20 protein-coding genes and 2 pseudogenes are annotated in these 24956 nt (G+C 55.7%); 15 read left to right on the forward strand and 7 right to left on the reverse strand.

Annotated elements, in window-relative coordinates; all coding sequences use genetic code 11:
- Nucleotides 1–3 precede the first annotated feature (3 nt).
- The 15 genes from ACYZT5_RS33620 (at nucleotide 4) to ACYZT5_RS33690 (ending at nucleotide 19205) form a co-directional block, all read left to right on the forward strand.
- Entirely contained in the window at nucleotides 4–2211 is a 2208-nt protein-coding gene (locus ACYZT5_RS33620) for a bifunctional prephenate dehydrogenase/3-phosphoshikimate 1-carboxyvinyltransferase (protein ID WP_462052350.1), read from the forward strand.
- Nucleotides 2208–2897 (forward strand): (d)CMP kinase, encoded by a 690-nt coding sequence (gene cmk / locus ACYZT5_RS33625; RefSeq protein WP_462049114.1) that lies wholly within the window; start codon nucleotides 2208–2210, stop codon nucleotides 2895–2897. Before ACYZT5_RS33620 ends, cmk begins: the two co-directional genes overlap by 4 nt.
- A gap of 120 nt (nucleotides 2898–3017) precedes the next feature.
- Nucleotides 3018–4712 carry a 30S ribosomal protein S1 gene (rpsA, locus tag ACYZT5_RS33630; RefSeq protein ID WP_140681797.1) on the forward strand — a complete coding sequence of 565 codons (1695 nt, stop codon included), beginning with the start codon at nucleotides 3018–3020 and terminating at the stop codon, nucleotides 4710–4712.
- Nucleotides 4713–4929: 217 nt separating this feature from the next.
- Complete coding sequence (locus tag ACYZT5_RS33635) at nucleotides 4930–5208, forward strand: hypothetical protein (RefSeq protein ID WP_462049115.1); 279 nt, start codon at nucleotides 4930–4932, stop codon at nucleotides 5206–5208.
- Between the two features lie 151 nt (nucleotides 5209–5359).
- Nucleotides 5360–5668, forward strand: coding sequence for an integration host factor subunit beta (ihfB, locus tag ACYZT5_RS33640; protein ID WP_054051920.1), 309 nt, complete (start codon nucleotides 5360–5362; stop codon nucleotides 5666–5668).
- A gap of 11 nt (nucleotides 5669–5679) precedes the next feature.
- Nucleotides 5680–5919, forward strand: a complete 240-nt coding sequence (locus tag ACYZT5_RS33645; protein ID WP_462049116.1) for a LapA family protein — start codon at nucleotides 5680–5682, stop codon at nucleotides 5917–5919.
- Between the two features lie 164 nt (nucleotides 5920–6083).
- On the forward strand, nucleotides 6084–7160 hold the full coding sequence (rfbB, locus tag ACYZT5_RS33650; protein ID WP_462049117.1) for a dTDP-glucose 4,6-dehydratase: 1077 nt from the start codon (nucleotides 6084–6086) through the stop codon (nucleotides 7158–7160).
- A complete protein-coding gene (gene rfbD, locus ACYZT5_RS33655) occupies nucleotides 7157–8050 on the forward strand; it encodes a dTDP-4-dehydrorhamnose reductase (RefSeq protein WP_462049118.1) in 894 nt (297 codons plus the stop codon). Before rfbB ends, rfbD begins: the two co-directional genes overlap by 4 nt.
- On the forward strand, nucleotides 8047–8937 hold the full coding sequence (gene rfbA / locus ACYZT5_RS33660; protein ID WP_462049119.1) for a glucose-1-phosphate thymidylyltransferase RfbA: 891 nt from the start codon (nucleotides 8047–8049) through the stop codon (nucleotides 8935–8937). The genes rfbD and rfbA overlap by 4 nt, the downstream gene beginning before the upstream one ends.
- A 453-nt stretch (nucleotides 8938–9390) precedes the next feature.
- Entirely contained in the window at nucleotides 9391–10833 is a 1443-nt protein-coding gene (locus ACYZT5_RS33665) for a mannose-1-phosphate guanylyltransferase/mannose-6-phosphate isomerase (protein WP_462049120.1), read from the forward strand.
- Between the two features lie 126 nt (nucleotides 10834–10959).
- Nucleotides 10960–12321 (forward strand): phosphohexomutase domain-containing protein, encoded by a 1362-nt coding sequence (locus ACYZT5_RS33670; protein WP_462049121.1) that lies wholly within the window; start codon nucleotides 10960–10962, stop codon nucleotides 12319–12321.
- Between the two features lie 257 nt (nucleotides 12322–12578).
- Nucleotides 12579–13373: an ABC transporter permease gene (locus ACYZT5_RS33675; RefSeq protein ID WP_462034070.1), complete on the forward strand. Its 795-nt coding sequence runs from the start codon at nucleotides 12579–12581 to the stop codon at nucleotides 13371–13373.
- Nucleotides 13370–14587, forward strand: coding sequence for an ABC transporter ATP-binding protein (locus tag ACYZT5_RS33680; RefSeq protein WP_462049122.1), 1218 nt, complete (start codon nucleotides 13370–13372; stop codon nucleotides 14585–14587). The genes ACYZT5_RS33675 and ACYZT5_RS33680 overlap by 4 nt, the downstream gene beginning before the upstream one ends.
- On the forward strand, nucleotides 14584–16002 hold the full coding sequence (locus tag ACYZT5_RS33685) for a class I SAM-dependent methyltransferase (RefSeq protein ID WP_462049123.1): 1419 nt from the start codon (nucleotides 14584–14586) through the stop codon (nucleotides 16000–16002). Before ACYZT5_RS33680 ends, ACYZT5_RS33685 begins: the two co-directional genes overlap by 4 nt.
- On the forward strand, nucleotides 16002–19205 hold the full coding sequence (locus tag ACYZT5_RS33690) for a glycosyltransferase (protein WP_462049124.1): 3204 nt from the start codon (nucleotides 16002–16004) through the stop codon (nucleotides 19203–19205). The genes ACYZT5_RS33685 and ACYZT5_RS33690 overlap by 1 nt, the downstream gene beginning before the upstream one ends.
- A 75-nt stretch (nucleotides 19206–19280) precedes the next feature.
- Here ACYZT5_RS33690 and ACYZT5_RS33695 read toward each other — a convergent pair.
- The 7 genes and pseudogenes from ACYZT5_RS33695 to ACYZT5_RS33725 all read right to left on the reverse strand — a co-directional run.
- Nucleotides 19281–19640 (reverse strand): annotated as a pseudogene (locus tag ACYZT5_RS33695) (IS66 family transposase); the annotation flags it as partial.
- Nucleotides 19641–19671: 31 nt separating this feature from the next.
- Nucleotides 19672–21219, reverse strand: coding sequence for an IS66 family transposase (gene tnpC / locus ACYZT5_RS33700; protein ID WP_462049125.1), 1548 nt, complete (start codon nucleotides 21217–21219; stop codon nucleotides 19672–19674).
- Nucleotides 21220–21280: 61 nt separating this feature from the next.
- Nucleotides 21281–21616, reverse strand: coding sequence for an IS66 family insertion sequence element accessory protein TnpB (gene tnpB / locus ACYZT5_RS33705; RefSeq protein ID WP_237142353.1), 336 nt, complete (start codon nucleotides 21614–21616; stop codon nucleotides 21281–21283).
- On the reverse strand, nucleotides 21613–21936 hold the full coding sequence (gene tnpA, locus ACYZT5_RS33710; RefSeq protein WP_462047422.1) for an IS66-like element accessory protein TnpA: 324 nt from the start codon (nucleotides 21934–21936) through the stop codon (nucleotides 21613–21615). The genes tnpB (ACYZT5_RS33705) and tnpA overlap by 4 nt, the downstream gene beginning before the upstream one ends.
- 115 nt (nucleotides 21937–22051) lie before the next feature.
- Nucleotides 22052–22743: pseudogene (locus ACYZT5_RS33715) on the reverse strand (transposase); the annotation flags it as partial.
- Nucleotides 22744–22761: 18 nt separating this feature from the next.
- The gene (gene tnpB, locus ACYZT5_RS33720) at nucleotides 22762–23121 is read right to left on the reverse strand and encodes an IS66 family insertion sequence element accessory protein TnpB (RefSeq protein WP_462049126.1); all 360 of its coding nucleotides are present in this window, start codon (nucleotides 23119–23121) and stop codon (nucleotides 22762–22764) included.
- Between the two features lie 246 nt (nucleotides 23122–23367).
- Nucleotides 23368–24390 carry a hypothetical protein gene (locus ACYZT5_RS33725; RefSeq protein ID WP_462049127.1) on the reverse strand — a complete coding sequence of 341 codons (1023 nt, stop codon included), beginning with the start codon at nucleotides 24388–24390 and terminating at the stop codon, nucleotides 23368–23370.
- Nucleotides 24391–24956 lie beyond the last annotated feature (566 nt).

The following is a 24956-nucleotide window of genomic DNA, read 5'->3' on the forward strand; positions in this document are numbered from 1 at the left end:
CCTATGATCGGTCGCCTGGTGGTGGTCGGTCTGGGGTTGATCGGCGGTTCGTTTGCCAAGGGTTTGCGTGAAAGCGGTCTGTGCCGCGAAGTGGTCGGGGTTGATCTCGATCCGCAGTCGCGCAAACTGGCGGTTGAGTTGGGTGTGGTGGATCGCTGCGAAGAAGACCTGGTCGTTGCTTGTCAGGGCGCTGACGTGATTCAGCTGGCCGTGCCGATCCTTGCCATGGAAAAAATGCTCGGCCGATTGGCCGGCATGGACCTGGGGCAAGCGATTCTGACCGACGTCGGCAGCGCCAAGGGCAATGTGGTGCGTGCGGCAACCGAAGCGTTTGGCGGCATGCCGTCGCGTTTCGTGCCGGGGCATCCGATTGCCGGCTCCGAGCAGAGCGGGGTGGAAGCCTCCAACGCCGAGCTGTTTCGTCGCCATAAAGTGATTCTGACGCCGCTGGATCAAACTGACCCGGCAGCCCTGGCAGTGGTCGACCGGTTGTGGCGCGAATTGGGCGCCGATGTCGAGCACATGCAGGTTGAGCGTCACGACGAAGTGTTGGCGGCGACCAGCCATTTGCCGCACTTGTTGGCGTTCGGTTTGGTCGATTCGTTGGCCAAGCGCAATGAAAACCTTGAGATCTTCCGTTACGCTGCGGGCGGTTTCCGCGATTTCACAAGAATTGCGGGTAGCGACCCGGTCATGTGGCACGACATCTTCCTCGCCAACCGCGAAGCTGTCCTGCGCACACTCGATACATTTCGCAGCGACCTCGACGCCTTGCGCGACGCGGTCGATGCAGGGGATGGGCACCAATTGTTGGGCGTGTTCACTCGCGCCCGGGTTGCCCGCGAGCATTTCAGTAAAATCCTGGCCCGCCGGGCCTATGTGGACGCTATGAATTCCAACGACCTGATTTTCCTGGCACAACCTGGTGGCCGCCTGACTGGGCGGATTCGTGTACCGGGCGACAAATCGATTTCCCACCGTTCGATCATGCTCGGCTCCTTGGCTGAAGGCGTCACCGAAGTGGAAGGTTTCCTCGAGGGCGAAGACGCCCTGGCAACCTTGCAAGCCTTCCGTGACATGGGCGTAGTGATCGAGGGTCCGCACCACGGTCGCGTGACCATTCACGGCGTCGGCCTGCATGGCTTGAAGCCTGCGCCGGGCCCGATCTATCTGGGCAACTCCGGCACGTCGATGCGTCTGCTGTCTGGCCTGTTGGCTGCGCAGAACTTCGACAGCACGCTGACGGGCGATGCTTCGCTGTCCAAGCGTCCGATGAATCGCGTGGCTAATCCGTTGCGTGAAATGGGCGCCGTGATCGAGACCGCTGCCGAAGGTCGTCCACCGATGACTATTCGTGGCGGTAATAAGCTCAAAGGCCTGACCTACACCATGCCAATGGCCAGTGCCCAGGTTAAGTCCTGCCTGCTGCTGGCGGGTTTGTACGCCGAAGGCAAGACCACCGTCACCGAGCCGGCTCCAACCCGCGACCACACCGAGCGCATGCTGCGTGGCTTTGGCTACCCGGTCACCGTCAACGGTGCGACCGCTTCGGTCGAGTCCGGCCACAAACTGACCGCGACCCACATTGAAGTGCCGGGCGACATCTCGTCGTCGGCGTTCTTCCTGGTGGCCGCATCGATCGCCGAAGGTTCGGAGCTGGTGCTCGAGCACGTCGGCATCAACCCGACCCGTACCGGTGTGATCGATATTCTGCGTCTGATGGGCGCTGATATCACCCTGGAAAACCAGCGTGAAGTCGGCGGCGAACCGGTTGCGGATCTGCGCGTACGTGCAGCTAAACTCAAGGGTATCGAGATTCCCGAAGCGCTGGTTCCACTGGCCATCGACGAATTCCCGGTGCTGTTCGTGGCTGCCGCCTGTGCCGAAGGGCGCACTATCCTGCGTGGCGCTGAAGAGTTGCGGGTCAAGGAGTCGGACCGGATTCAGGTCATGGCGGATGGCTTGCTTGCGCTTGGCGTCAAATGCGAACCGACCCCGGACGGCATCATTATCGACGGCGGCCAGATCGGCGGCGGCGAAGTGCACGGCCACGGCGATCACCGGATTGCGATGGCCTTCAGCGTGGCTTCGCTGCGCGCCACTGCGCCGATCCGCATCCATGATTGCGCCAACGTCGCGACGTCGTTCCCGAACTTCCTCGCGCTGTGCGCGCAGGTCGGTATCCGTGTTGCACAAGAGGCTCAGTCGTGATTATCAAGCCACCGGTCATCACCATCGACGGGCCTAGCGGTTCGGGCAAGGGCACTATTGCCGGGATTCTGGCCAAGCGTCTGGGCTGGTGCCTGCTGGATTCCGGTGCGCTGTACCGTCTGCTGGCATTTGCCGCGCGTAACCATGGTGTCGATCTGACCAATGAAGAGTCGCTGAAGCTGCTGGCCGCTCATCTGGACGTGCAATTCGTCGGCGCGACCGAAGGTCATCCGCAACGAATCATTCTCGAAGGTGACGATGTCACTGACGATCTGCGCAACGAACAAGTCGGCGCCTGGGCATCGCAAGTGGCCGCGTTGCCGGCGGTGCGCGACGCGTTGCTGCAGCGTCAGCGGGCGTTTCAGGAGCTGCCGGGTCTGGTAGCCGATGGTCGCGACATGGGCACGGTGGTTTTTCCCGATGCGCCGTTGAAGATATTCCTGACTGCCAGTGCCGAGGAGCGTGCGCGCCGTCGATACTTGCAGTTGAAGGGCAAAGTCGATGGTGTTAGTCTGTCGAGTCTGCTAGATGAGATACGTGTCCGCGATGAGCGTGACACCCAGCGAGCGGTAGCCCCGCTCAAACCGGCGGCTGACGCCATACAGCTGGATTCCACGGAATTATCCATCGATCAGGTGCTGGAACGCATCATGAGCGAGATCGCCATTCGCGATATCGCCGGGTGACCAAGAAGCGACCCAGGGGACCAGTCATAGTCCTGCGCCGTTTCTTCAAATGAACATAACCCACGTCGTCTGGGATGTGGAGATGGGCGTATCCTTCGCCCTTATTCAACAGGAATTAAAATGAGCGAAAGCTTTGCGGAACTCTTTGAAGAAAGCCTAAAAACCCTGAACCTTCAGGCAGGCTCCATCATCACCGGTGTTATCGTTGATATCGATTACCAAGCTCGCTGGGTAACCGTTCACGCTGGCCTGAAGTCTGAAGCACTCATCCCGCTTGAGCAGTTCTACAACGATGCTGGCGAACTGACTATCAACGTCGGTGACGAAGTTCACGTTGCTCTGGACTCGGTTGAAGACGGCTTTGGTGAAACCAAGCTGTCCCGTGAAAAAGCCAAGCGCGCTGAATGCTGGATTGTTCTGGAAGCAGCCTTCGCAGCCGAAGAAGTGGTCAAGGGCGTTATCAACGGTAAGGTTAAAGGCGGCTTCACTGTCGACGTTAACGGCATCCGTGCGTTCCTGCCAGGTTCTCTGGTTGACGTCCGTCCTGTGCGCGACACCACGCACCTGGAAGGCAAAGAGCTGGAATTCAAGGTCATCAAGCTTGACCAGAAACGCAACAACGTTGTCGTTTCCCGTCGTAGCGTCCTCGAAGCCGAGAACTCCGCTGAGCGTGAAGCTCTGCTGGAATCCCTGCAGGAAGGCCAACAAGTCAAAGGTATCGTCAAGAACCTCACCGATTACGGCGCATTCGTCGATCTGGGTGGCGTCGATGGCCTGCTGCACATTACCGACATGGCTTGGAAGCGCATCAAGCATCCTTCCGAAATCGTCAACGTTGGCGACGAGATCGATGTCAAGGTTCTGAAGTACGATCGCGAACGCAATCGTGTTTCCCTGGGCCTCAAGCAACTGGGCGAAGATCCATGGGTTGCTATCAAAGCCCGTTACCCAGAAAGCACTCGCGTTACCGCTCGTGTCACCAACCTGACCGACTACGGCTGCTTCGCTGAGCTGGAAGAAGGCGTTGAAGGCCTGGTACACGTTTCCGAAATGGACTGGACCAACAAGAACATCCACCCTTCGAAAGTCGTACAAGTCGGCGACGAAGTGGAAGTTATGGTTCTGGACATCGACGAAGAGCGTCGTCGTATCTCCCTCGGCATCAAGCAGTGCAAATCTAACCCATGGGAAGATTTCTCTGGCCAGTTCAACAAGGGCGATAAAATCTCCGGCACCATCAAGTCGATCACCGATTTCGGTATCTTCATTGGTCTGGACGGCGGCATCGACGGTCTGGTTCACCTGTCCGACATCTCCTGGAACGAAGTGGGCGAAGAAGCCGTTCGCCGCTTCAAGAAGGGCGACGAGCTGGACACCGTTATCCTGTCGGTTGACCCAGAGCGCGAGCGCATCTCCCTGGGTATCAAGCAACTGGAAAGCGATCCGTTCTCCGAGTACGTTCAAGAGAACGACAAAGGCGCAATCGTTAAAGGCATCGTGAAAGAAGTTGACGCTAAAGGCGCCATCATCACTCTGGCCGACGATATCGAAGCGACTCTGAAAGCCTCCGAAATCAGCCGTGACCGCGTTGAAGACGCGCGCAACGTTCTGAAAGAAGGCGAAGAAGTAGAAGCCAAGATCATCAGCGTTGACCGCAAGAGCCGTGTAATCCAGCTCTCCATCAAGTCGAAAGACGTTGAAGAAGAGAAAGAAGCCATCCAAAGCCTGCGCGACAAGCCAGCTTCGGATACCGCTGCTCCTGGTCCTACCACTCTGGGCGACCTGTTGCGTGCACAAATGGAAAAACAGAACTAAGTTCTGTCAGACCATAGAAAAAGGGCGACTTCGGTCGCCCTTTTTTGCGTCTGCGATTTGGTGATTCTGATGGTCACGCGGCGCTGCGATTGTTTGCCGTGAAACCAACCCGCCCGATAAGTTGTTTCTTTCTTTAATAGGATCAATCGTTTATTTACAGCTAGTCTTTAGCCTGAAGCGAACGAGGTCGAGCAGGTTGTCCGACCTAAGGAAGCGAATGAACAAGCTCATTGTCGTAATAGCAGTACTGACATTGGCGGGTTGTACTACTAGTGCCAAGACTCACGCGGTACGTGGGGTCAGTGGCATAGAGATCGATTGTTCAGGACTGGGGTCGGGGTGGGAGAAGTGTCGCAAGCGAGCGAACAAGGAGTGCAAGGCGGCGGGCTATAAAGTTATAGCTCGGTCCGATGATGCCAAAGACGAGGATGAGTACCCCTTTGGCTTCAATCCTGCGGGCTATCTGACGCGCACCATGCTGGTTATCTGTAGATGAGTGCTGCGGTCACGATCAGTGTTCCGTTGCTCTGGAATAGGGCATTTCGTTGCTGGTGGAGTCTGTCAAAAACTCGGGCTGTTCAAATTCATCCGGGCGTGCTAAAACCTTTGAAGCGCTGATCTAGCTGCTTGAAAAAGAAGGGAAAAATATGACGAAGTCGGAGTTGATCGAACGAATTGTCACCCATCAAGGGCTGCTCTCATCCAAGGATGTGGAGCTGGCCATCAAGACCATGCTCGAACAAATGTCCCAATGTCTGGCCACCGGTGATCGCATCGAGATCCGTGGGTTTGGCAGCTTCTCCTTGCACTATCGCGCGCCGCGCGTAGGTCGCAATCCAAAAACCGGTCAGTCCGTCAGCCTCGACGGCAAGTTCGTGCCGCATTTCAAGCCAGGCAAGGAACTGCGTGATCGGGTGAACGAGGAAGAGGAGGAAGGTTTTGACCTCCATAACTAAAGGGTCGGCGCATGCGTAACCTCAAGCGTGTACTCCTTGGCGTAGTTATCCTGTTGCTGATTTTGGCAGTTCTGGCCTTCGTTCTCGAGAATCAACAATCGGTTTCCCTCCTGTTCCTGGGTTGGGCGGGACCGCAACTGCCAGTTTCGCTGATCATGGTTGTTGCACTGCTGATTGGTATGGTGATCGGGCCGATTCTCGGCTGGTTTCTGGGGCGCACGTCCAGAACTTCACGCAAGCGCCTAATCTGATTGCGATAAAGCGTGGCGCACGTCGATTTTGCACCTATGCTCGTCCGTATCCATTAGTGGAATCTTTATGAAGCTGTAATATGCTGCGCTTGTTGCAGTGGTGGCGTATTGCCGGTTCGGTTCACACTGACTCCCTGTCAGTCACTCCAAAGGTATGGCTTCGCGTGAAAATTTTAGTAACCGGCGGCGCAGGATTTATCGGTTCGGCAGTCATTCGACATATCATCTCCAGCACAACCGACTCGGTCGTTAACGTCGATAAGCTTACTTACGCCGGTAACCTTGAGTCATTGGCCGAAGTTAGCCAGAACTCGCGTTACGTGTTCGAGCGCGTCGACATCTGCGACCGCGATCAGATCGACCGTGTCCTGCGGGAACACCAACCGGATGCAATCATGCACCTTGCCGCAGAGTCTCACGTTGATCGCTCGATCTCTGGTCCGTCTGAATTCATCCAGACCAATATCATCGGCACTTACACCCTGCTGGAAGCTGCACGCCACTATTGGGCGGCGCTGGATGATGCGCATCAAGCCAACTTCCGCTTCCACCATATTTCGACTGACGAAGTTTACGGAGACCTCGAAGGTCCGGAAGACCTCTTCACCGAAACCACTCCTTATCAGCCAAGCTCGCCATACTCGGCAAGCAAGGCCAGTTCTGATCACCTGGTTCGCGCCTGGAGCCGTACTTACGGCTTGCCGACCTTGGTCACCAACTGCTCGAACAACTACGGTCCGTGCCACTTCCCTGAGAAGTTGATCCCGCTGATCATTCTTAATGCACTGGAAGGCAAATCGCTGCCGGTCTACGGCAAAGGCAATCAGGTCCGTGACTGGCTGTACGTCGAAGACCACGCCCGCGCACTGTACAAAGTCGTGACCGAAGGCGTGATCGGCGAGACGTATAACATCGGTGGTCATAACGAAAAGCAAAACATCGAAGTGGTGCATACCCTGTGCGCGCTGCTCGACGAACTGCGTCCCGATTCTGCTCACCGCCCACATGCCAGCCTGATCACCTATGTTCAGGATCGCCCGGGTCACGATCAGCGTTACGCAATCGATGCCAGCAAAATTCAGCGTGAACTGGGTTGGACGCCGGAAGAAACCTTTGAAACCGGCATCCGCAAAACGGTCGAGTGGTACCTCAATAACACTGAATGGGTCGCTCACGTAAAGAGCGGTAGCTACCAGCAGTGGATCGACCAGAACTACGCAGACCGCTCGACCAAGGCATGAAAATCCTCCTGCTGGGAAAAAACGGCCAGGTAGGCTGGGAGCTGCAGCGCTCCCTCGCGCCGCTGGGTGAGTTAGTCGCCCTGGACCGTCATGCGGTTGATGGCTTGTGCGGAGATCTGTCCGATCTCGATGCCTTGCGCGCAACGATCCGCCAGGTCATGCCCGACGTCATCGTCAACGCTGCGGCCTACACCGCTGTCGATAAAGCCGAGTCCGAAACCGAGCTGGCCAACCGGGTGAACGGTCAGGCAAGCCAAGTCATGGCCGAAGAGGCCACTACTCTGGGTGCTTGGCTGATTCACTACTCGACTGACTACGTCTTCAGCGGTCTGGGTTCTGCTCCTTGGCAAGAGTCAGATGCAGTGGCCCCGGTTAATCACTACGGCGCCAGTAAACTGGCCGGCGAACAGGCGATTACCGCGTCGGGCTGCAAACACCTGATCTTCCGTACCAGCTGGGTCTATGGCGCTCGCGGCAACAACTTCGCCAAGACCATGCTGCGTCTGGCCAAGGATCGCGAAACCTTGAGCGTCATCGCCGACCAGATCGGCGCCCCGACGGGTGCAGACCTGATTGCCGATGTGACCGCGTTGGCCATTCAGCAAGTTCTGCAACGTCCAGAGCTATCGGGCTTGTATCACTTGGCGGCCAGTGGCGAAGTGTCCTGGCACGGCTATGCTAGCCATGTGGTCGGTTTCGCCCAAGCTAATGGCGAGCAGCTCGCCGTCACGGCGGTCAATCCGATTGAAACGACGGCTTATCCAACGCCTGCGCGCCGCCCTCTGAATTCGCGTTTGAATACTCAGAAGCTGCGTGACAATTTTTCTCTACACTTGCCGGATTGGCAAAGTGGCGTAACCCGAATGCTTAGGGAAGTTCTGAATAAATGACCACGACCAATCGTAAAGGCATCATCCTCGCCGGCGGCTCGGGTACGCGCCTGCATCCGTTGACCCTCGGCGTGTCCAAACAGATGCTTCCGATCTACGACAAGCCGATGATCTTCTATCCGCTGTCGGTGCTGATGCTTGCGGGCATGCGTGAAATCCTGATTATCTCCACGCCAGAAGACTTGCCGTGTTTCCGCAAGCTGCTGGGTGACGGCAGCCTGTATGGCATCAAGCTTACCTACGCCGAACAACCTAGCCCGGATGGTTTGGCGCAAGCCTTCATCATTGGTGAGGAGTTCATCGGCAGCGACCCTTGCTGTCTGATCTTGGGCGACAACATCTTCTACGGGCAGCGCTTCTCGGACAACCTGCGTTCCGCGAACAATCAAGAGCAAGGCGCGACTGTATTCGGCTATCACGTATCGGATCCTGAGCGTTTCGGTGTTGTGGAATTCGACGATGCCGGTCGGGCGCTGAGCATCGAAGAGAAGCCGCAGAAGCCCAAATCCAACTACGTGGTGACCGGCCTGTACTTCTACGACAACAAGGTCGTCGAGATCGCCAAGAGCATCAGGCCGTCCGCACGCGGCGAGCTGGAAATTACTGATGTCAACCGTGCCTATCTTGAGCTGAATGATCTGAATGTCGAAATCCTTGGTCGCGGTTTCGCATGGCTGGACACGGGTACTCACGATTCGCTGCTTGAGGCCAGTCACTTCGTGCACACCATCGAGAAGCGCCAGGGGTTGAAAGTGGCTTGCCTGGAAGAGATTGCTTACAACAGCGGGTGGATATCTGCCGCTGAGCTGAAAGCTCAGGCAGAGCGACTTGGAAAGACGGGTTATGGGCAATACTTGAAAAAACTTCTGGATACACCTGGCCGCTGAGATTTGATCGATGCTGGTGGTTGATGTTATTTTGATGGCTCGCACTCGAATCACACGTTTGATTTCAAATGATTTTTTGTATCCGGCCTTCCGCATGAGTTATTAATTCCCCGGTACTACCTGTAGAATGGCCGGCAGAATTATCTGATCCCGTTCAGCATTGCATCTCAACCTCAATTGACCCGCTTTTCCTTTCAAAGGAAGGGCGCCATTGTCGAGATTTCCTCCCATAAAAAGCGTCAGCAGGCAGGAAGATCCGATAAGTGGTAGAGGGCGTCAATTCGGGAGGCGCCAGCATAAAAGCCGATGGGTTTGGATCGAAGTCGAGCTGTCACCCTTGCAATCGCTTTGAGCAAAGAATTTGCATCGATTACGATGCAGGAATGACCGGAAACATAACTGAGCCCCACTTTCTGGACGTATCTGCCAGAAGGGGGATTAAGGATTTAGAGCATGGAACTGATTCCCGTAATTTTGTCTGGTGGAGTGGGCAGCCGGTTGTGGCCTGTTTCTCGTGAAGCCCATCCAAAGCCGTTTATGGAACTGCCAGATGGCCAGAATCTGATCCAGAAAACCTTCCTTCGTGCTTCGCGCCTGGACGGTGTTGTGGAAGTTCTAACGGTGACCAACCGGGAACTCCTGTTCAAGACCGAAGACGAGTACGGCGCAGTCAATACAGCCAAGCACGCTCAAGGCTTCATCCTGGAGCCTTTCGGTCGTAACACCGCTGCGGCCGTCGCAGCTGCCGCGCTGCAGCTGGAATCCACACATGGCTCCGACGCCCAAATGCTGGTACTGGCCGCTGACCATCTGATAAAAGACGAAGAAGCCTTTGCTGCGGCCGTAGCCAGCGCCATGACGCTTGCCGCCGACGGCTGGCTGGTAACCTTCGGTATTCAGCCGACGTACCCTGAAACCGGGTTTGGCTACATCGAAGCGCAAAAAGATGCCCCGCTGAAGGGCGGCCTGAAAGTAGCGCGCTTTGTCGAAAAACCCAATCTTGACACCGCTCAAGCCTATGTCAGCGCAGGCAACTACTACTGGAACTCCGGGATGTTCTGCTTCCGGGTGGGTACTGTCCTCGAAGAGCTTCGTCAGCATGCTCCGGACGTAGTGGAAGCGGTCAGCAAAACGATTGAAAACTCCCGCCTTACTTCATCCGCCAAGTACCGTTGCCTGGCGCTTGATGCTGATGCGTTCGCAGAGGTTCCGGATATCTCCATCGACTACGCGTTGATGGAACGCTCCTCCAAAGTCGCGACTGTTCCCTGTGACATCGGCTGGAGTGACATTGGCTCCTGGAACGCTGTCAGTGAACTGACCGAGCCTGACGAGAACGGCAACCGCTTTGAAGGCGAAGTGCTCTCTCATAACTCGCGCAATAACTACGTCAACAGTGAGGGTCGGCTTACCGCGCTGGTCGGTGTCGAGGACTTGCTGGTCATCGACACCCCGGACGCGGTGATGATTGCCCACAAAGACCACGCCCAAGACGTAAAGCATATCGTCAATCAGCTCAAGGCCTGCAGCCACACGGTTCATTTGCTCCACCGTACGGTGCATCGCCCTTGGGGCACCTACACCACGTTGGAAAATGGCGAACGCTTCAAGATCAAGCGCATTGTGGTGAAGCCTAAGGCTTCTCTGTCGCTGCAGATGCATCATCACAGAAGCGAGCACTGGATCGTCGTCAGCGGGATGGCAGTGGTGGTCAACGACCAGCAAGAGCTGATGTTGAACACCAACGAGTCCACCTTTATTCGTGCCGGCCATCAACACCGCTTGAGCAACCCGGGAGTCATAGACCTGGTGATGATTGAAGTGCAGAGCGGTGACTATCTTGGCGAGGACGATATCGTTCGTTTCGAAGATAATTACGGTCGCGTCGACAAGTAGCAACACTGAACCCGAAGCGAGCCCCGCGCCTTGCGGGGTCAGCGCGCCAGCGGCATCAGGCCCTGGCGGTCCATTTTTGCCGTTGCCGCCTCAGGGCGGCATCGGACATTTCAGTTAGTGAGCAGAATGTATCCTCCTATCGTGACGCAATGCTTCAAAGCCTACGACATTCGTGGTCAGGTCCCCGCTCAACTCAATGAAGACATCGCCTACCGCATAGGTCGCGCGCTCGTGGCCGAGTTGCAGGGGAAAACCTTCGTGGTCGGCCAGGACATGAGGCTCGAAAGCCCACCTCTGGCGGCAGCGCTGATGCGCGGCATTACCGAGGCGGGTGCCGATGTGATCGACATTGGGCTGTGCGGCACCGAGGAAGTCTACTTCGCCACCAGTCACTACAAGGTTGATGGCGGCGTGATGATCACTGCCAGCCACAACCCCAAAGGCTACAACGGCATGAAACTCGTCAAGGCCGAGTCTCGCCCTATCAGCGGCGACACTGGCCTCGACGCCATACGCCAGCGTGTCGATCAGGGTGACCTGGGCACCGTCGCGGCAGAAAAAGGCGCGGTTCGCCAAGCGTTCGACAAGACCGCTTACATCGACCATTTGCTCACCTACGTCGACGTCAGCGCCTTGAAACCCCTCAAGATCCTCGCAGACCCGGGCAATGGCGCTGCCGGTCCCGTGCTGCAGGCGCTGGCTGCACGACTGCCGCTGCAGTGGGTGTTCATCAACGAAGAGCCCGATGGCCACTTTCCGAACGGCGTACCCAATCCGCTGCTGCCAGAGAACCGCGAGCTGACTCGTCAGGCGCTGCTGGCCAACCAGTGCGACATGGGCCTGGCCTGGGACGGTGACTTCGATCGCTGTTTCTTCTTCGATGCCGATGGTCGGTTTATCGAGGGCTATTACCTCGTTGGCCTGCTGGCCGAAATGCTGCTCAAACAACACCCCGGCAGCAAGATCATCCACGACCCGCGCCTGACCTGGAACACCATCGAACAGGTCGAGCAGGCGGGCGGTATCGCCGTTCAGAGCAAAACCGGACACGCGTTCATCAAGGAACGCATGCGCGAGGAAGATGCCGTGTATGGCGGGGAGATGAGCGCTCACCACTACTTCCGCGATTTTGCGTATTGCGACAGCGGGATGATTCCGTGGTTGTTGGTGGCAGCGTTGATTTCCGAAACAGGAGAAACGCTTGCTCAGCTGGTCGCGAAGCGAATCGAAGCGTTTCCTTGTAGTGGGGAGATTAACTATCGTGTGACGGATGTGAGTGAGACGTTAAAAAAGGTGCTCGAACACTTTCTGCCAAGCGACCCGCTTATCGATGAAACAGACGGTATCAGTCTTGAGTTTGGCGATTGGCGCTTCAGTCTGCGAGGATCCAATACGGAACCATTGCTACGGTTGAATGTGGAGAGTCGTGCGAATGAAGAGCTTGTTGTGCGCTATGTGGCGGAAATTGCCGGTTTGATCCGGGGATAAGTACGTTCAGTTTGATAAAGGGGTTTGTAGCGATGGAAGCCCTGAAAGAGACTTCTATCCTTGGTGAAATGTCCGCCTGCCTTAGCGGAAACTATATAGTGCACCTCAAAGCAATCCACCGAGGGTTTGGTCTGGATTCTCATCTCTGGGAGCGCAACCGTATCTTTACCGGAGACCTTGAGACGTAGCTGTAAATCGCACGATTCAGAATCGCCAAGAGTGAAGCAACTTGGCTTCACTTTTACCAGGAGTCAGGAATGTTGGAGTTGTTCAAAAGCCTTTGGGATTACCGGGGATTCGTTTTTTCATCTATCCACAATGAATTTTCTGCCCGTTTTGCTCGTAGCCGTTTAGGCGGTCTGTGGATGATCATCAATCCTCTGGCCCAAGTCGCCATTTATGCTCTGGTGCTCTCCAACGTGCTGGCAGCAAAGCTGCCCGGGATCGACAACAAGTACGCGTACGCCCTCTACTTGATGGCGGGCATGCTGGCATGGAGCCTTTTTTCGGAGATCATCGGCCGCTGTTTAACCTTGTTCATCGACCAAGGCAACCTCATGAAAAAAATGCGCTTTCCGCGTATTACCTTGCCGGTAATTGTCGTGGGATCGAGCCTGCTTAATTATGTGTTGCTGTTTGTCGCGCTGTTGGCGGTTTTTGCTCTGTTGGGTCAATGGCCACACCTGCAAATGCTATGGCTCATCCCGTTGACGGTCGCAGTCACTGCTCTGGCTATTGGCATAGGTTTGATTCTTGGGGTACTGAACGTCTTCATTCGGGACGTAGGCCAAGTGGTACCCATCCTGCTGCAAGTCTGGTTCTGGTTCACCCCGGTCGTTTACCCGGTCAATATTATTCCTGAAAATTTCAGAAGCTACATGGACATGAACCCCATGTTCCCGATCGTAAGCGCTTACCATGACATTTTGGTATACGCCAAAACCCCCGATATCCAGCAAATTGCAGTGACCACTGTTATTGCCTTGGGCTTGATGCTGTTGGGGCTTTTTATGTTCCGCCGCGCCGCGCCGGAAATGGTGGACGTGTTATGAGCCTGCTGACTGTAAATAACCTGGGCAAGGCTTATCGCGTCTATGCCTCTGAACTTCAGCGCATTGGCCGTTGGTTTGGGCTGCGCACCAAACCCAGTGAGGAGCATTGGGTGCTCAAGCACATCAGTTTTTCCATCAAGCCGGGAGAAGCCATCGGTATCGTTGGCCAAAACGGTGCGGGAAAATCTACGCTGCTGAAGATGATTACCGGAACCTTGCAACCCACGGAGGGCAGCGTTCAGGTTAACGGCCGCATCGCTGCCATTCTCGAGTTGGGCATGGGTTTTACCCCTGATTTGACCGGTCGCCAGAATGTGTATCACGCCGCCGGTTTGATGGGCTTTGGCACTGAGCAGATCCGCCAGGCCATGCCAGAGATCGAGGCTTTTGCCGAGATTGGCGAATACTTCGACCAAGCCGTGCGCACTTATTCGAGCGGTATGCAGATGCGCGTGGCGTTTGCCGTGGCGACAGCGTTTCGTCCAGACATCCTGATCGTCGATGAAGCCTTGGCGGTGGGTGACAGTTATTTCCAGCACAAGAGCTTTGAGCGTATTCGCGAGTTTCAGCGTCTGGGCACGACGTTGTTGATCGTGTCCCACGACCGAGGTTCGATCCAGTCGTTATGCAGCCGGGCGATCCTGCTCGACCACGGTACGGTGATCAAGGATGGCGCGCCGGAAGAGGTGATGGATTACTACAACGCTATTATCGCGGCCAAGGAAAACGCCACGGTTACAGTCATCCAGCGCGAAGATGGCAGCGTGCAAACCCGCTCCGGCTCGGGCGAGGCAAGCATACGTTCGGTTAGCCTGCACAATAGCGTGGGAGAGCCGATCGAGTACGTACAAGTTGGCGAAAGTGTCAGCTTGAAAATTGATGTGCAGGTCAACAGCGACATCCCCGAGTTGGTTACCGGTTACATGCTCAAGGACCGTTTGGGTCAGACGGTCTTCGGCACCAACACGCACCACTTGGGCTGCAAACTGGAGAGTCTGGCGGCGGGGCAAACAATGCAGTACCGCTTCGACTTTGAGGCTAACTTGGGAGTGGGTTCGTATTCGGTGGCGGTTGCGCTGCACACCACCGAGAACCATATTGCCTGTAACTTCGAGTGGCAGGACCTGGCACTGGTGTTCAATGTGGTCAATGTCTCCAAAACGGAATTTGTCGGGCTTGCCTGGTTACCGCCAACAGTGGAAAACAGCAGATGAATGCGAATTTTTACCGGGCGTTTGAAGATCTCCATCGCGGTAGCCGCGACTTGATCAGGAAGCGTCAAGAGGTCTACCTGCCTTTTATCAACCCGCTCAAAGCATTGTACCCGCAGTGCCCGGTGCTTGATTTGGGTTGTGGCCGTGGCGAGTGGCTGGAGTTGATCCAGTCGCAAGGCTTTCTGGCCCGTGGTGTTGACGTCGACGAGGGCATGCTGCAAGCATGTCAGGCGCTCGACTTGCCTGCCGAGCACGGCGACGCGCTGGCGGCGCTGGCCGCACTGGGCGATGAGAGTCAAGCGGTGGTGTCGGCGTTCCATTTGATTGAGCACATACCGTTCGCCAGTTTGCAGGAGTTGGTCAGTGAGGCGCTGCGGGTGCTCAAGCCGGCGGGGCTGTTGATTATGGAAACGCCGAACCCGGAAAACCTGTTGGTTGGCACTAATTCTTTCTACCTCGACCCGACCCACGAAAAGCCCATACCACATTTGTTACTCAGCTTTTTGACCGAGTACACGGGGTTTGCGCGCTCCAAGTTGGTCCGTCTGCAGGAGCCAGCTGCGCTGCATGACGTGCCGCAACTCACCTTAATGGAAGTGTTGAGCGGGGTCAGCCCGGATTACGCGATCATTGCGCAGAAGACGGCAGGGGCCGAGCAGTTGGCGGTTTTCGATCCTTGCTTTGGCCGTACTTACGGTTTGAGTCTGGAAACCTTGGCGGAGCGTTATGAGCAACACATGGAGCGACGCTTCCGGGCAATGCTCGAAGACCACCGCCTACAGGAGATGCAGTATCAGGGGGCCGAGCTGGGAGCTGAGTTGCAACACCAGGGAGCCAACGTGGCAGCAAAGTTGCAGCGCCAGTGTGTCGAACTGGAAGCCGAGTTGCAGCGCCGGTGTGTCGAACACGATGCCGAGTTGCAGCGCCAGCGTGTCGAGCTGGAAGACGAGTTGCAGCAAGCCCGTCAGCAGCGTGATGAAGCGTTGGCCCAGGCTCACGAAATTTGGCTACAAAGTTGCGCCGATAACAGCCGCGTGCAAGCGTTGATGAGCAGCACTTCCTGGCGCCTTACTACGCCTTTGCGCTGGTGCGCAAGATCCGTGCGCTGGCTGGGCAGTAGCTTTGCCCGTTTGCTCAAAAGCGGGGCCCGTCGAATCGTGGTCGCGGGGCTGCGCCATACCCTCGGGCGCCCGGCTTTGCGTCGGTGGCTCAATGCCAGCCTTAAGCGTTACCCCCGTTTGTATGAAGCCCTCAAGCGCTTCGCCTTTAACCGTGGGCTAATGGTCAGCGCATCTGTCTCTCACCACGAAACGGCGAACAGTGAAGTACCGCAGCACCTGGAGGGCCTCTCGGCGGGTGCTCGCCAAGTGTATAACGACCTCAAAAAGACTACCGAACAGAAGGATCAGCGCTGATGCGTATTGTTATTGATATGCAGGGCGCTCAAGCCCGCCTCACCCGGCTCGATTCGTCGTGCTACATCACCAAATTGGCATGCGCGTTAGCCCTTCAGTCAGGCGAACATGAGGTCATCCTGGCCCTCAGTGGGCTGTTTGATGGGACCATCGAAGCGATTCGCGCGCAGTTTCATGGGGTTCTGCCGTCCAAAAATATTCATGTGTGGTCGGCACCTGGCCCGGTGAATCGGCTTGATCCGGATAACGAAGGTCGGGCGAAAGCCGCTGAGTTGATCCGTGAGGCGTTTCTGGCCAATCTCAAGCCCGATTTGGTGTTGCTATCCAATGTATTTGATGGCGCTGACAATGAGTTGATTTTGACTATTGGCGTATTGGCGCAGTCCATGCGCAGCGTCGTCGTGTTGGAGTCTTTGGGTAAGTCCTATGCTGGCGAGGTGGCGCCACGGGGCTTGTATTGGGCGCAGCAGATCCAGCAGATCCGTCGTGCAGAGTTGGTGATGGTCATACCGCCGCTGGATCCTCAATATGTCAGCCAGGCGCTGGGGTTGCCTGCCGCTCAGGTCAATGCTCTATCGGCGAACCCTGCGACCGGTTTCGAAGACGCGTCATTGCGGGAGGACGCTGGGGCTGTCTTAGCGTTGTTGGCGCGAGGGGCCTTGCAACAGGGGCATGTCAGCACCAGTGGTTTGCGACAGAAGTTGGCTTATGTGTCGCCACTGCCACCCCAAAAAAGCGGCATCGCCGGGTACAGCGCAGAGTTGTTGCCCGAGTTAAGCCGCTATTACGACATCGATGTGGTGACCGATCATCCCCAGGTCAATGATCCTTGGATCCTGGCTAACTGTCAGGTGCGCTCGGTGGAGTGGTTCCGCCAGAACGCCTTGCGCTACCAGCGGGTTATTTACCACTTCGGTAATAATCCGATGCATGCCTTTATGTTTGAGTTACTCGACGAGATTGCTGGGGTCGTCGTCTTGCACGACTTCTATCTGAGCGATGTTCAGTGGTATTGCCAGGTCCATGGGATAAAACCCGATGTCTGGATTAAAGAGCTGTATCAGGGACATGGTTACAAGGCGGTGGCTGATTTTCATCAGGACGGGGTGCATAGCACGTTGTCCAAGTACCCGGGCAGCCTGGGGGTGATTAATCAGGCACTAGGAGTGATCGTGCATTCGAATTACTCCGAGTCGTTGGCGCGTCAATGGTATGGGGAGAGGGCGCGCTGTTCGATGATCCCACTTCTGCGTGTGCCTGCAATGAACCTGGACCGCGAGCGCGCCCGTGCAGCCTTGGGCTTGAGCAGCGACGACTTCGTGGTGTGTAGCTTTGGCTTTATGGGCAAGACCAAGCTTAATCATCGATTGTTGGCCGCGTGGGAAGGCTCCACGTTGCTCCGCCAGGACTGCAACTGCAAGTTGTTCTTCGTTGGCCAGAACGAGGCGTCAGACTATGGCCAAGACATCGAGCGGCACCTCAAGAAACGTCAACAGGCTTCTAGCGTCAGCATTGTTGGTTGGACCGACGCACTGACCTATGAGCTGTACCTGGCCGCTGCAGACGTTGGTGTGCAGTTGCGTGAACTGTCGCGCGGCGAGACTTCAGCGGCAGTGCTTGATTGTCTCAATTACGGTCTGGCCACGGTCATCAATGCCAATGGTGCCATGGCTGATCTGCCGGATGATGTGTTGATCAAGCTGGAAGACGATTTCAGCGACGCGCAACTGACCCAAGCCTTGGAATGGCTCCGCAGCGAGCCTGTGGCTCGCGCTAGCCTGGGCGATCTAGCCGCCACATACGTGCGAAGCGCCCATGCGCCCGCATTTTGTGCCCAGCGCTATTTCGAAAGTATTGAAGCCCATTATCTCGATCACAGCCGTTATCAGACGTTCACTTCGGCGGTGGGGCATGTGGTCACTGATTTTAGCGAGAGCGTGGATATCGTTGCGATGTCCAAAGCCATTGCACTCAACCAGCCGCCGGCCGTTGGCTTACGTCGCATATATGTTGACGTCTCTGCCATGATCCGGGTTGATTTGCGCACCGGTATTCAGCGTGTGGTCAGGGCGTTGCTGCTGGCGCTGATTGAATCGCCGCCCACTGGTTATCTGTTTGAGCCGGTTTTTCTGAGCGATAGCGGGGGCGAATGGCATTGGCGCTATGCGCGCAATTACATGCTCTCGTTGATGAGCTGCCCGACCGGATGGTTACTCGATGAGCCTGTGGATATGCAACCTGGCGAGCAATTCCTGGGCTTGGACTTCTCCGGTTCGTTTATTATCGAGGCGGGCAAGTGCGGGGTATTCTCCCGTTTGCGTGAGCGTGGGGTGAAGACTTCTTTCGTAGTCTATGACCTGATCCCGATCCAGTTCGAGGAGCACTTTCCTGCAGGCACTAAAGAAGGTCATGCCAATTGGCTATACGAGATTTCCAAGGCCGATGCAGCGCTATGTATCTCTGCCTCGGTGGCTGCTGACCTGCAGCGCTGGGTTGCCGCCCATGGCGCACCACGTTTGTCTCCGACTCCCTTGCAGACGAGTTGGTTCCACCTAGGTGCTGATTTGGCCGCTTCGATGCCGTCCAACGGTTTGGCGCAAGGAGCCAATGAGGTGCTTGAATGCCTGCGTAGCGTACCGAGTTTCTTGTCGGTGGGCACCATTGAGCCGCGCAAAGGGCATGCCCAAACTCTTGTAGCCTTCGATCTGCTATGGGCCCAAGGTGAGCAGGTCAACTTGGTTATTGTGGGCAAACAAGGCTGGATGGTTGATGCGTTGTGCACGCGCTTGCGCAACCACCCGCAATTAAACAAGCGCCTGTTTTGGCTTGAAGGTATCAGCGATGAGTACCTGGAAAAAGTCTATGCGGCGGCGTCCTGCTTGCTGGCCGCTTCGCAAGGTGAAGGCTTCGGATTACCGCTGATTGAAGCTGCGCAGCATAAGCTGCCGATCCTCGCGCGTTCCCTGCCGGTGTTTCGAGAGGTTGCCGGCGAGTATGCTGCGTTCTTCGAGGGCGACAGTGCACAGAGCTTGGCCGACGCAATTACTCAGTGGTTACAGGACTATCGTGACGGCTCAACCATTGATTCAGTTAACATGCCGTGGCTAACCTGGAAACAGAGTGCCGAGCAACTCAAACGTGCTTTACTCGCCCCCCAATGCTCCCAGCCAATAATAAACAAGGCGGCCTCGCAGTGCGCGTGAAAATTTTTTGAGCTCGACGAGCTAATCAAGCGTATGCGATCCATGAATCCCACATTTTAAAGGTGGGGCGTATAGCTATCGTGGTATTTGCGGCGTGCAGTTCCACGGCAGCAAGGCTTTGAAGTCTTCTACTGCGGCGGCTTGCGGCAACCGTTCATGTGCGTGGCGCAGCCACGCATAGGGCTCTTGGCCGTTAGCTTTAGCCGTCTCGACCAAACTGTAAAGTTGAGCGCTGGCCGGCGCGCCTTTGGGGGTGTCGCTGAACAGCCAGTTCTTGCGCCCGATCACGAAGGACCTGATCGCACGCTCTGCCGCGCTGTTGTCGATCGGCAAATAACCGGCTTCGGTGTATCGCACTAACTTGTCCCAGTTGCTGGCCAGATAACTGATGCCTTTGCCCAGCGCGTTTTGCGCCGTCACCTGAGACTGCGTTTTCGTATGCGTCCGGGCATCACATCTTGCGTGATTAAACCGGCTGCCACTTATGCGGAAGCAACTGCTCGATTTCACTCGCCCGCTGCGTCGGCAGGCGCGTGAGAACATCCTTTAGATAGGCATACGGATCATGACCATTCAGCCGCGCAGACTGGATCAAGCTCATGATCGCCGCCGCCCGTTTTCCGCTGCGTAGCGACCCGGCGAAGAGCCAGTTCTTGCGCCCAAGAGCCCATGGCCGGATCTGGTTCTCCGCCCAATTATTATCAATGGGTACGGCCCCGTCATTGAGGTAGCGCGACAGCGCTGCCCAGCGTTTAAGGCTGTAATCGAGTGCTCTGCTGATGGCCGACCCTTCGGGCACAAGATCACGCTGGGCGATCATCCAGGCATGCAGGATATCCATCATCGGCACGGCTTTTTCTTGCCGTATTCGGCACCGTAAATCCGGCTCCAGGTCACGCACTTCGCTCTCGATCTCGTACAGCAACTGGATGTAACGCAGGGCCTGCTCGGCGAGCTGGCTCTTGTTGGTAGCGTGCAGTTCGAAGAACTTGCGCCGGGCATGGGCCATGCAGCCGATCTCGGTCACGCCGAGTTCGAAGCTGGCCTTGTAACCGCCAAAGTCGTCGCAGACCAACTTACCTTTCCAGCCTTGCAGGAAGTTGCGAGCATGCTCACCGGCGCGGCTGGGGCTGAAGTCGTAGACGACAGCGGCTGTTTCGCAGAACTGGCTGGTGGCGTAAGCCCAAACATAAGAACGGTGGGTTTTTTTCGAGCCCGGAGCGAGCATCTGCACGGGCGTTTCATCCGCGTGCACAACCTGCTGCCCGATCACTACGTCACGCAGGGCATCGACCAGTGGCTGCAACTGCACGCCCGTAACGCCAACCCATTGAGCCAAAGTTGAACGTGGAATCGCCAAGCCGGCACGACCAAAAATCGATTCCTGACGGTAAAGCGGAAGATGGTCAGCGAACTTCGCGATCATGACATGGGCCAACAACCCGGCGGTTGGGATGCCTTTGTCGATAACCTGCGCCGGCACCGGTGCCTGGATCAGCGTTTCGCAGTTATCGCAAACCCACTTGCCACGAACATGGCGTTCAACGGTAAACACGCCCGGTGTGTAGTCCAGTTTTTCGCTGATATCTTCACCGATACGCTTGAGCGCGCAGCCGCATGGGCAGTGGGTGTTGTCCGGCTCGTGATGGATCAAGGTGCGTGGAAACTCTGCCGGCAAGGCCGTGCGCTTGGGCTTTTGCTTTTTCTCGGTCGCCACTGGGGCTATTTGCAAGGCCTGAAGCTCGGCCTCAATCGCCGCGATATCGGTATCGATCAGGTCATCAAGCAGGCTCGCCTGCTCAGGATTCATCTGCTCGCTGCGCTTGGCAAACTTCAAACGCTTGAGCTGCGCAATCTCGTGGGTCAGCTTCTCGATTACCGTTTGATCGCGGTTGATCTTCTTACCCATTGTTTCGACCGTCTTACCCATGGTCTCGACCTGCGACAGCAACTGCGCAGCGAATGCACGCAGTTGGTCGGGAGTCATTTGATCGAGATTGGGCGAGGAAGTCATGCCGTGGATTTTACCAAAGCAGGCCACTTGCGACAGCAAGCCGAGGCACTAATTACGGTTTTTAAAGCAGCGTGATTGCACCGCCAGCGCCAACACGTTGCCAAGGTAGGCCGAGCACCAAGGCCTGAAGTTGTTCGGTATCCAACTGCATTTCGCTGCCTTGTCGAATGCCTGGCCAGTGAAACTTGCCTTGGTTCAAGCGACGTGCAGCCAGCCAAACGCCAATCCCATCGTGTACCAGCACTTTCATCCGAGTCGCGCGGCGATTGGCAAACAGATAAGCACAGTGCGGCTTCGCCGCACCGAAGACCGCAATCACCCTGGCCAGCGCAGTTTCAGTGCCGGCACGCATGTCCATGGGCTCGGTGGCGAGCCAGATGGCGTCGATGCGAATCATCGCAACAGGTCTCGAAGGAAAGCGGCGCAGGCAGCAGCACTATCGGTTGGCCAGTTCACTTTGACGGTGCCGCGTGGGTGCAGAATCTCAACGCTGATATTCGATGAAGATACGTGCGCCGTTGTTTGCATAGGCAATGGGATGAATGCAGGTTGAAGCGTCGTGCTTTTCTGCGCTTGCACTCGAATCCATTTGTGGACGAGGTTTGCGTTGAGGCGATGGCTGAGGGCGATGCTGGCAATCGAAGCGCCGGGCTGGGCACACTCTTGAATGACCTGGGCCTTGAAGGATTTGGAATAGGAACGGCGTGTTGGCTGCATGAAATACCCGCTTAAAAGGCTAGAACTGGTGCCCACTTAAATTTAAGTGCACACCATGTCCTGGCGTTGCGGGGTTGGGTAGATGACTTGGCCGGACGCATACGCGTTTTCTCCTTTCCTGCAGCCGGTCACGCATCAAGTTGAGCAGCGGTTGCAGGTGTTCGCCGCACTGGATGACCCAGCGTGCCAAGGTTTGTCGTGGAATATCGACGCCGTGGCGACCGAGTACTTTTTCGAAGCGATGCAGCGGCAGACCGTCGACGTATTTGGTGGTCAGCAACATCGCCAACACACTGGGACTGGCCATGCTCTTTTCGATCAATTGCGCTGGCTGGTCAGCGGTGACCGGCGCGGTTTCACAGCCACGGCAGGCGTAGACCTTGTGGATGTGTTTGATCACGCGGATCTGCATCGGCACGATTTCCAGCTGCTCGCTGGTTTCTTCGCCGATGGTGTGCTTGCGGCAGCCGCAAGCACAAGTCAGCTCGTGCGCTCGGGCAGTTCGTGGATGGCTTCGATACGGGGCAAGTCGGCGGGCAGAGGCTTGCGTTTGCCACGGCGTTTGGTCGGCGTGACGACTTCTTCCTCCACCTCTTCGGCGGCAGGTTCAGCGACACTTTCGGCTTCATTAAAAAGAGCCAATTGCGGGGATGCTGGATCGACGGTTTGTTCGGATTTACGCCCGAAGAGACGCTGACGGAGCAGCGCATTTTCTTCTTCGAGATGAACAACCTTGGACTGCATCTGAGCAAGTAATTGCTTGAGCGCAGTCAGGTCATCGGGAAGGTTGCCGTGCATGGAAATCATGCCGTGGATTATAGCGAATCAGGCGACAAATCGAGGTATCGAAACCTGATGTGGACGGTTGCGCCACAGATCAAAACCATCGAGCAGCCAGTTCAGCTCCTGGACCGTCAGCACGATGGCTTCGTCGGTGTTGATCGGGCGATGTTTTGAAGCATTCGGATTCAAGGCGTTTGAGCAAAGGCAAAAGGCGTTGCGTTCCCAATACAAAATCTTCACCCGATTGCTGGGTTTGTTGAGAAAGACGAAAAGCACCGGATCGAACAGCGCCACTTTGATATCCAGCTCCACCAGTGCGGCTAGGCCGTCGATGGATTTTCGAAAGTCTACGGGTTTAGGGTAGAGGTACACCTTTTCAACTATGGCATCGAGACGCATCATGGCCGCTGGCTTCTGAAAGAGATCGGGAGCACAGCACCAGGCATCAAATCGCGGCTTTGAATGTGGGGTTCGTGGAGCGATTATGGATCATCGCCGACCAAGCAGTCTTGAAAGCACTGCAGCAATATACAACTCGGCTCTGCTTGTCGGAATTGAGCGAGGCTGAATAATGAATGGGGCTGTTTTCGTATTTCGGAAGTAGAAGCCCGCGCAGGGCGGGCTGAGCGGTATTCAAACGCCCCGGCACTATTGTGCCACGACTTTCCACTGATTGTTGGCTGCTGGGTCCCGTACTAAGCGATAAACCTTAGCATCGGCCCTGGGCGGGGACTCAAACCAACCTGAAATTGCAGCCTCGTTGGGAATAGAAAAATTCTTTTCGATTGTTTGGTATATCAGATTGCCGTTTATATGCATTGGTTGACCATCTACCAGTACTACATCGCCGTCGCGGACCCCATCGAAGATACCGTTCTGCATGGCGGAAACCAAGGAATCACGTGGCTCCCTAAACACGGAGTCCCACACTGCTGACTGGTGCATGTTCATCGTCCAGTTCAGTGCAATTCCAAGCCCAGCCAATGGAACGCAGGCCATCGCCAATTTTGCCATTGCCCCCCGTGCGAGCTGATCAACAGCGGCTGCAAGAAGAAACGCAAGTCCGAAGCATTGGTAATAGACGGGAATGTGTGCGTAGCCCCATGTCAAGCCTGATTGATACTTGGCTGAGATAGAGATCAGCACTGGTGGCACAAGTAGAAGCATACCTGCTGCGAAAATAGGCATGAGCATCCCAGGCTGTTTTGTGTGTTCACGCCTAAGTACTATGATTGCTATAGCTGACCACAGGAGCATAACTCCCCACGCGAGCTGACTTGTGGAGGCTGCACTGAAAAGCTCGTGTGGAAGGTATTCGTTTTTTCCTGCGGATAAGTAAAAACTCCCTGGAAGCGTCGCGAATAGCTGTTTGAGGAATGTCTCGGGTACAGCGCTTAAGCTTCCAACTTCAGAGCCTGTATAAGGGGTCAGCGCAATTTGTTTCACATAGAGATTTGCAGTCATGAATATGAGAAATGGCACGACGACTATGGCGGTGTCGCGAATTTTTCTTGAGTGGTCAGAGGCAAGTATTGTCACGATTGCAATCGGGACGTAGACGGAATTGATCTCGTAGAAAGTCATTGATAGAGCGGCTATTAACGAAGACGTGGATAGCCATGCTGCGGATTTAGTTTTGTGCCACTTGTGAAGCATTAAGAGGGATGACATAAGGAGGACTCCAACGCCTTGGCTAAAGCCGGCGAATGCTGCCAATGGATCCCCCGAGTCGCGTATTTGCAGTAAAGCCAATAAAGACAAAACAAATAAGCCACTTGTCCGCCAAGATATACCAATTCTACGTAGTAGTAGAATTGTGAGGCTTACATGTGCAATGAACATTGTCATGTCTGCCAGTCTGACAGCAAGCTCGCTCTTAAGTATATAGAAAAAACTGTAGATGACAGGCCAAGGTAAAAGAATTCTACCGTATTCAACAAGCCACGATCGAATAACACTGCTTGAGAATTCAATGACGCTGGAATCGAAACGATTGATCAATCCCCATGTCTGACTGTTCAAGGCGTCGTCAGCCCAGAAACCGTTTTTTGAATACGGTAAAAGAATGATGACTATCAGAACAGCAAAGATTGATCCGAAAGTGATTTTTTTTAAATTACCATGTGTTATACGCATTGCTTATGTGGCGCTCTGATATGGGGCGGTTGAGACATACTAGACTAGCCAGGCACTTCAAACTAGCTGAGCCTAGCAATCGGAATTTCGTCGAAGGGTCG

It is taken from the genome of Pseudomonas sp. LB3P14 (assembly GCF_054898045.1).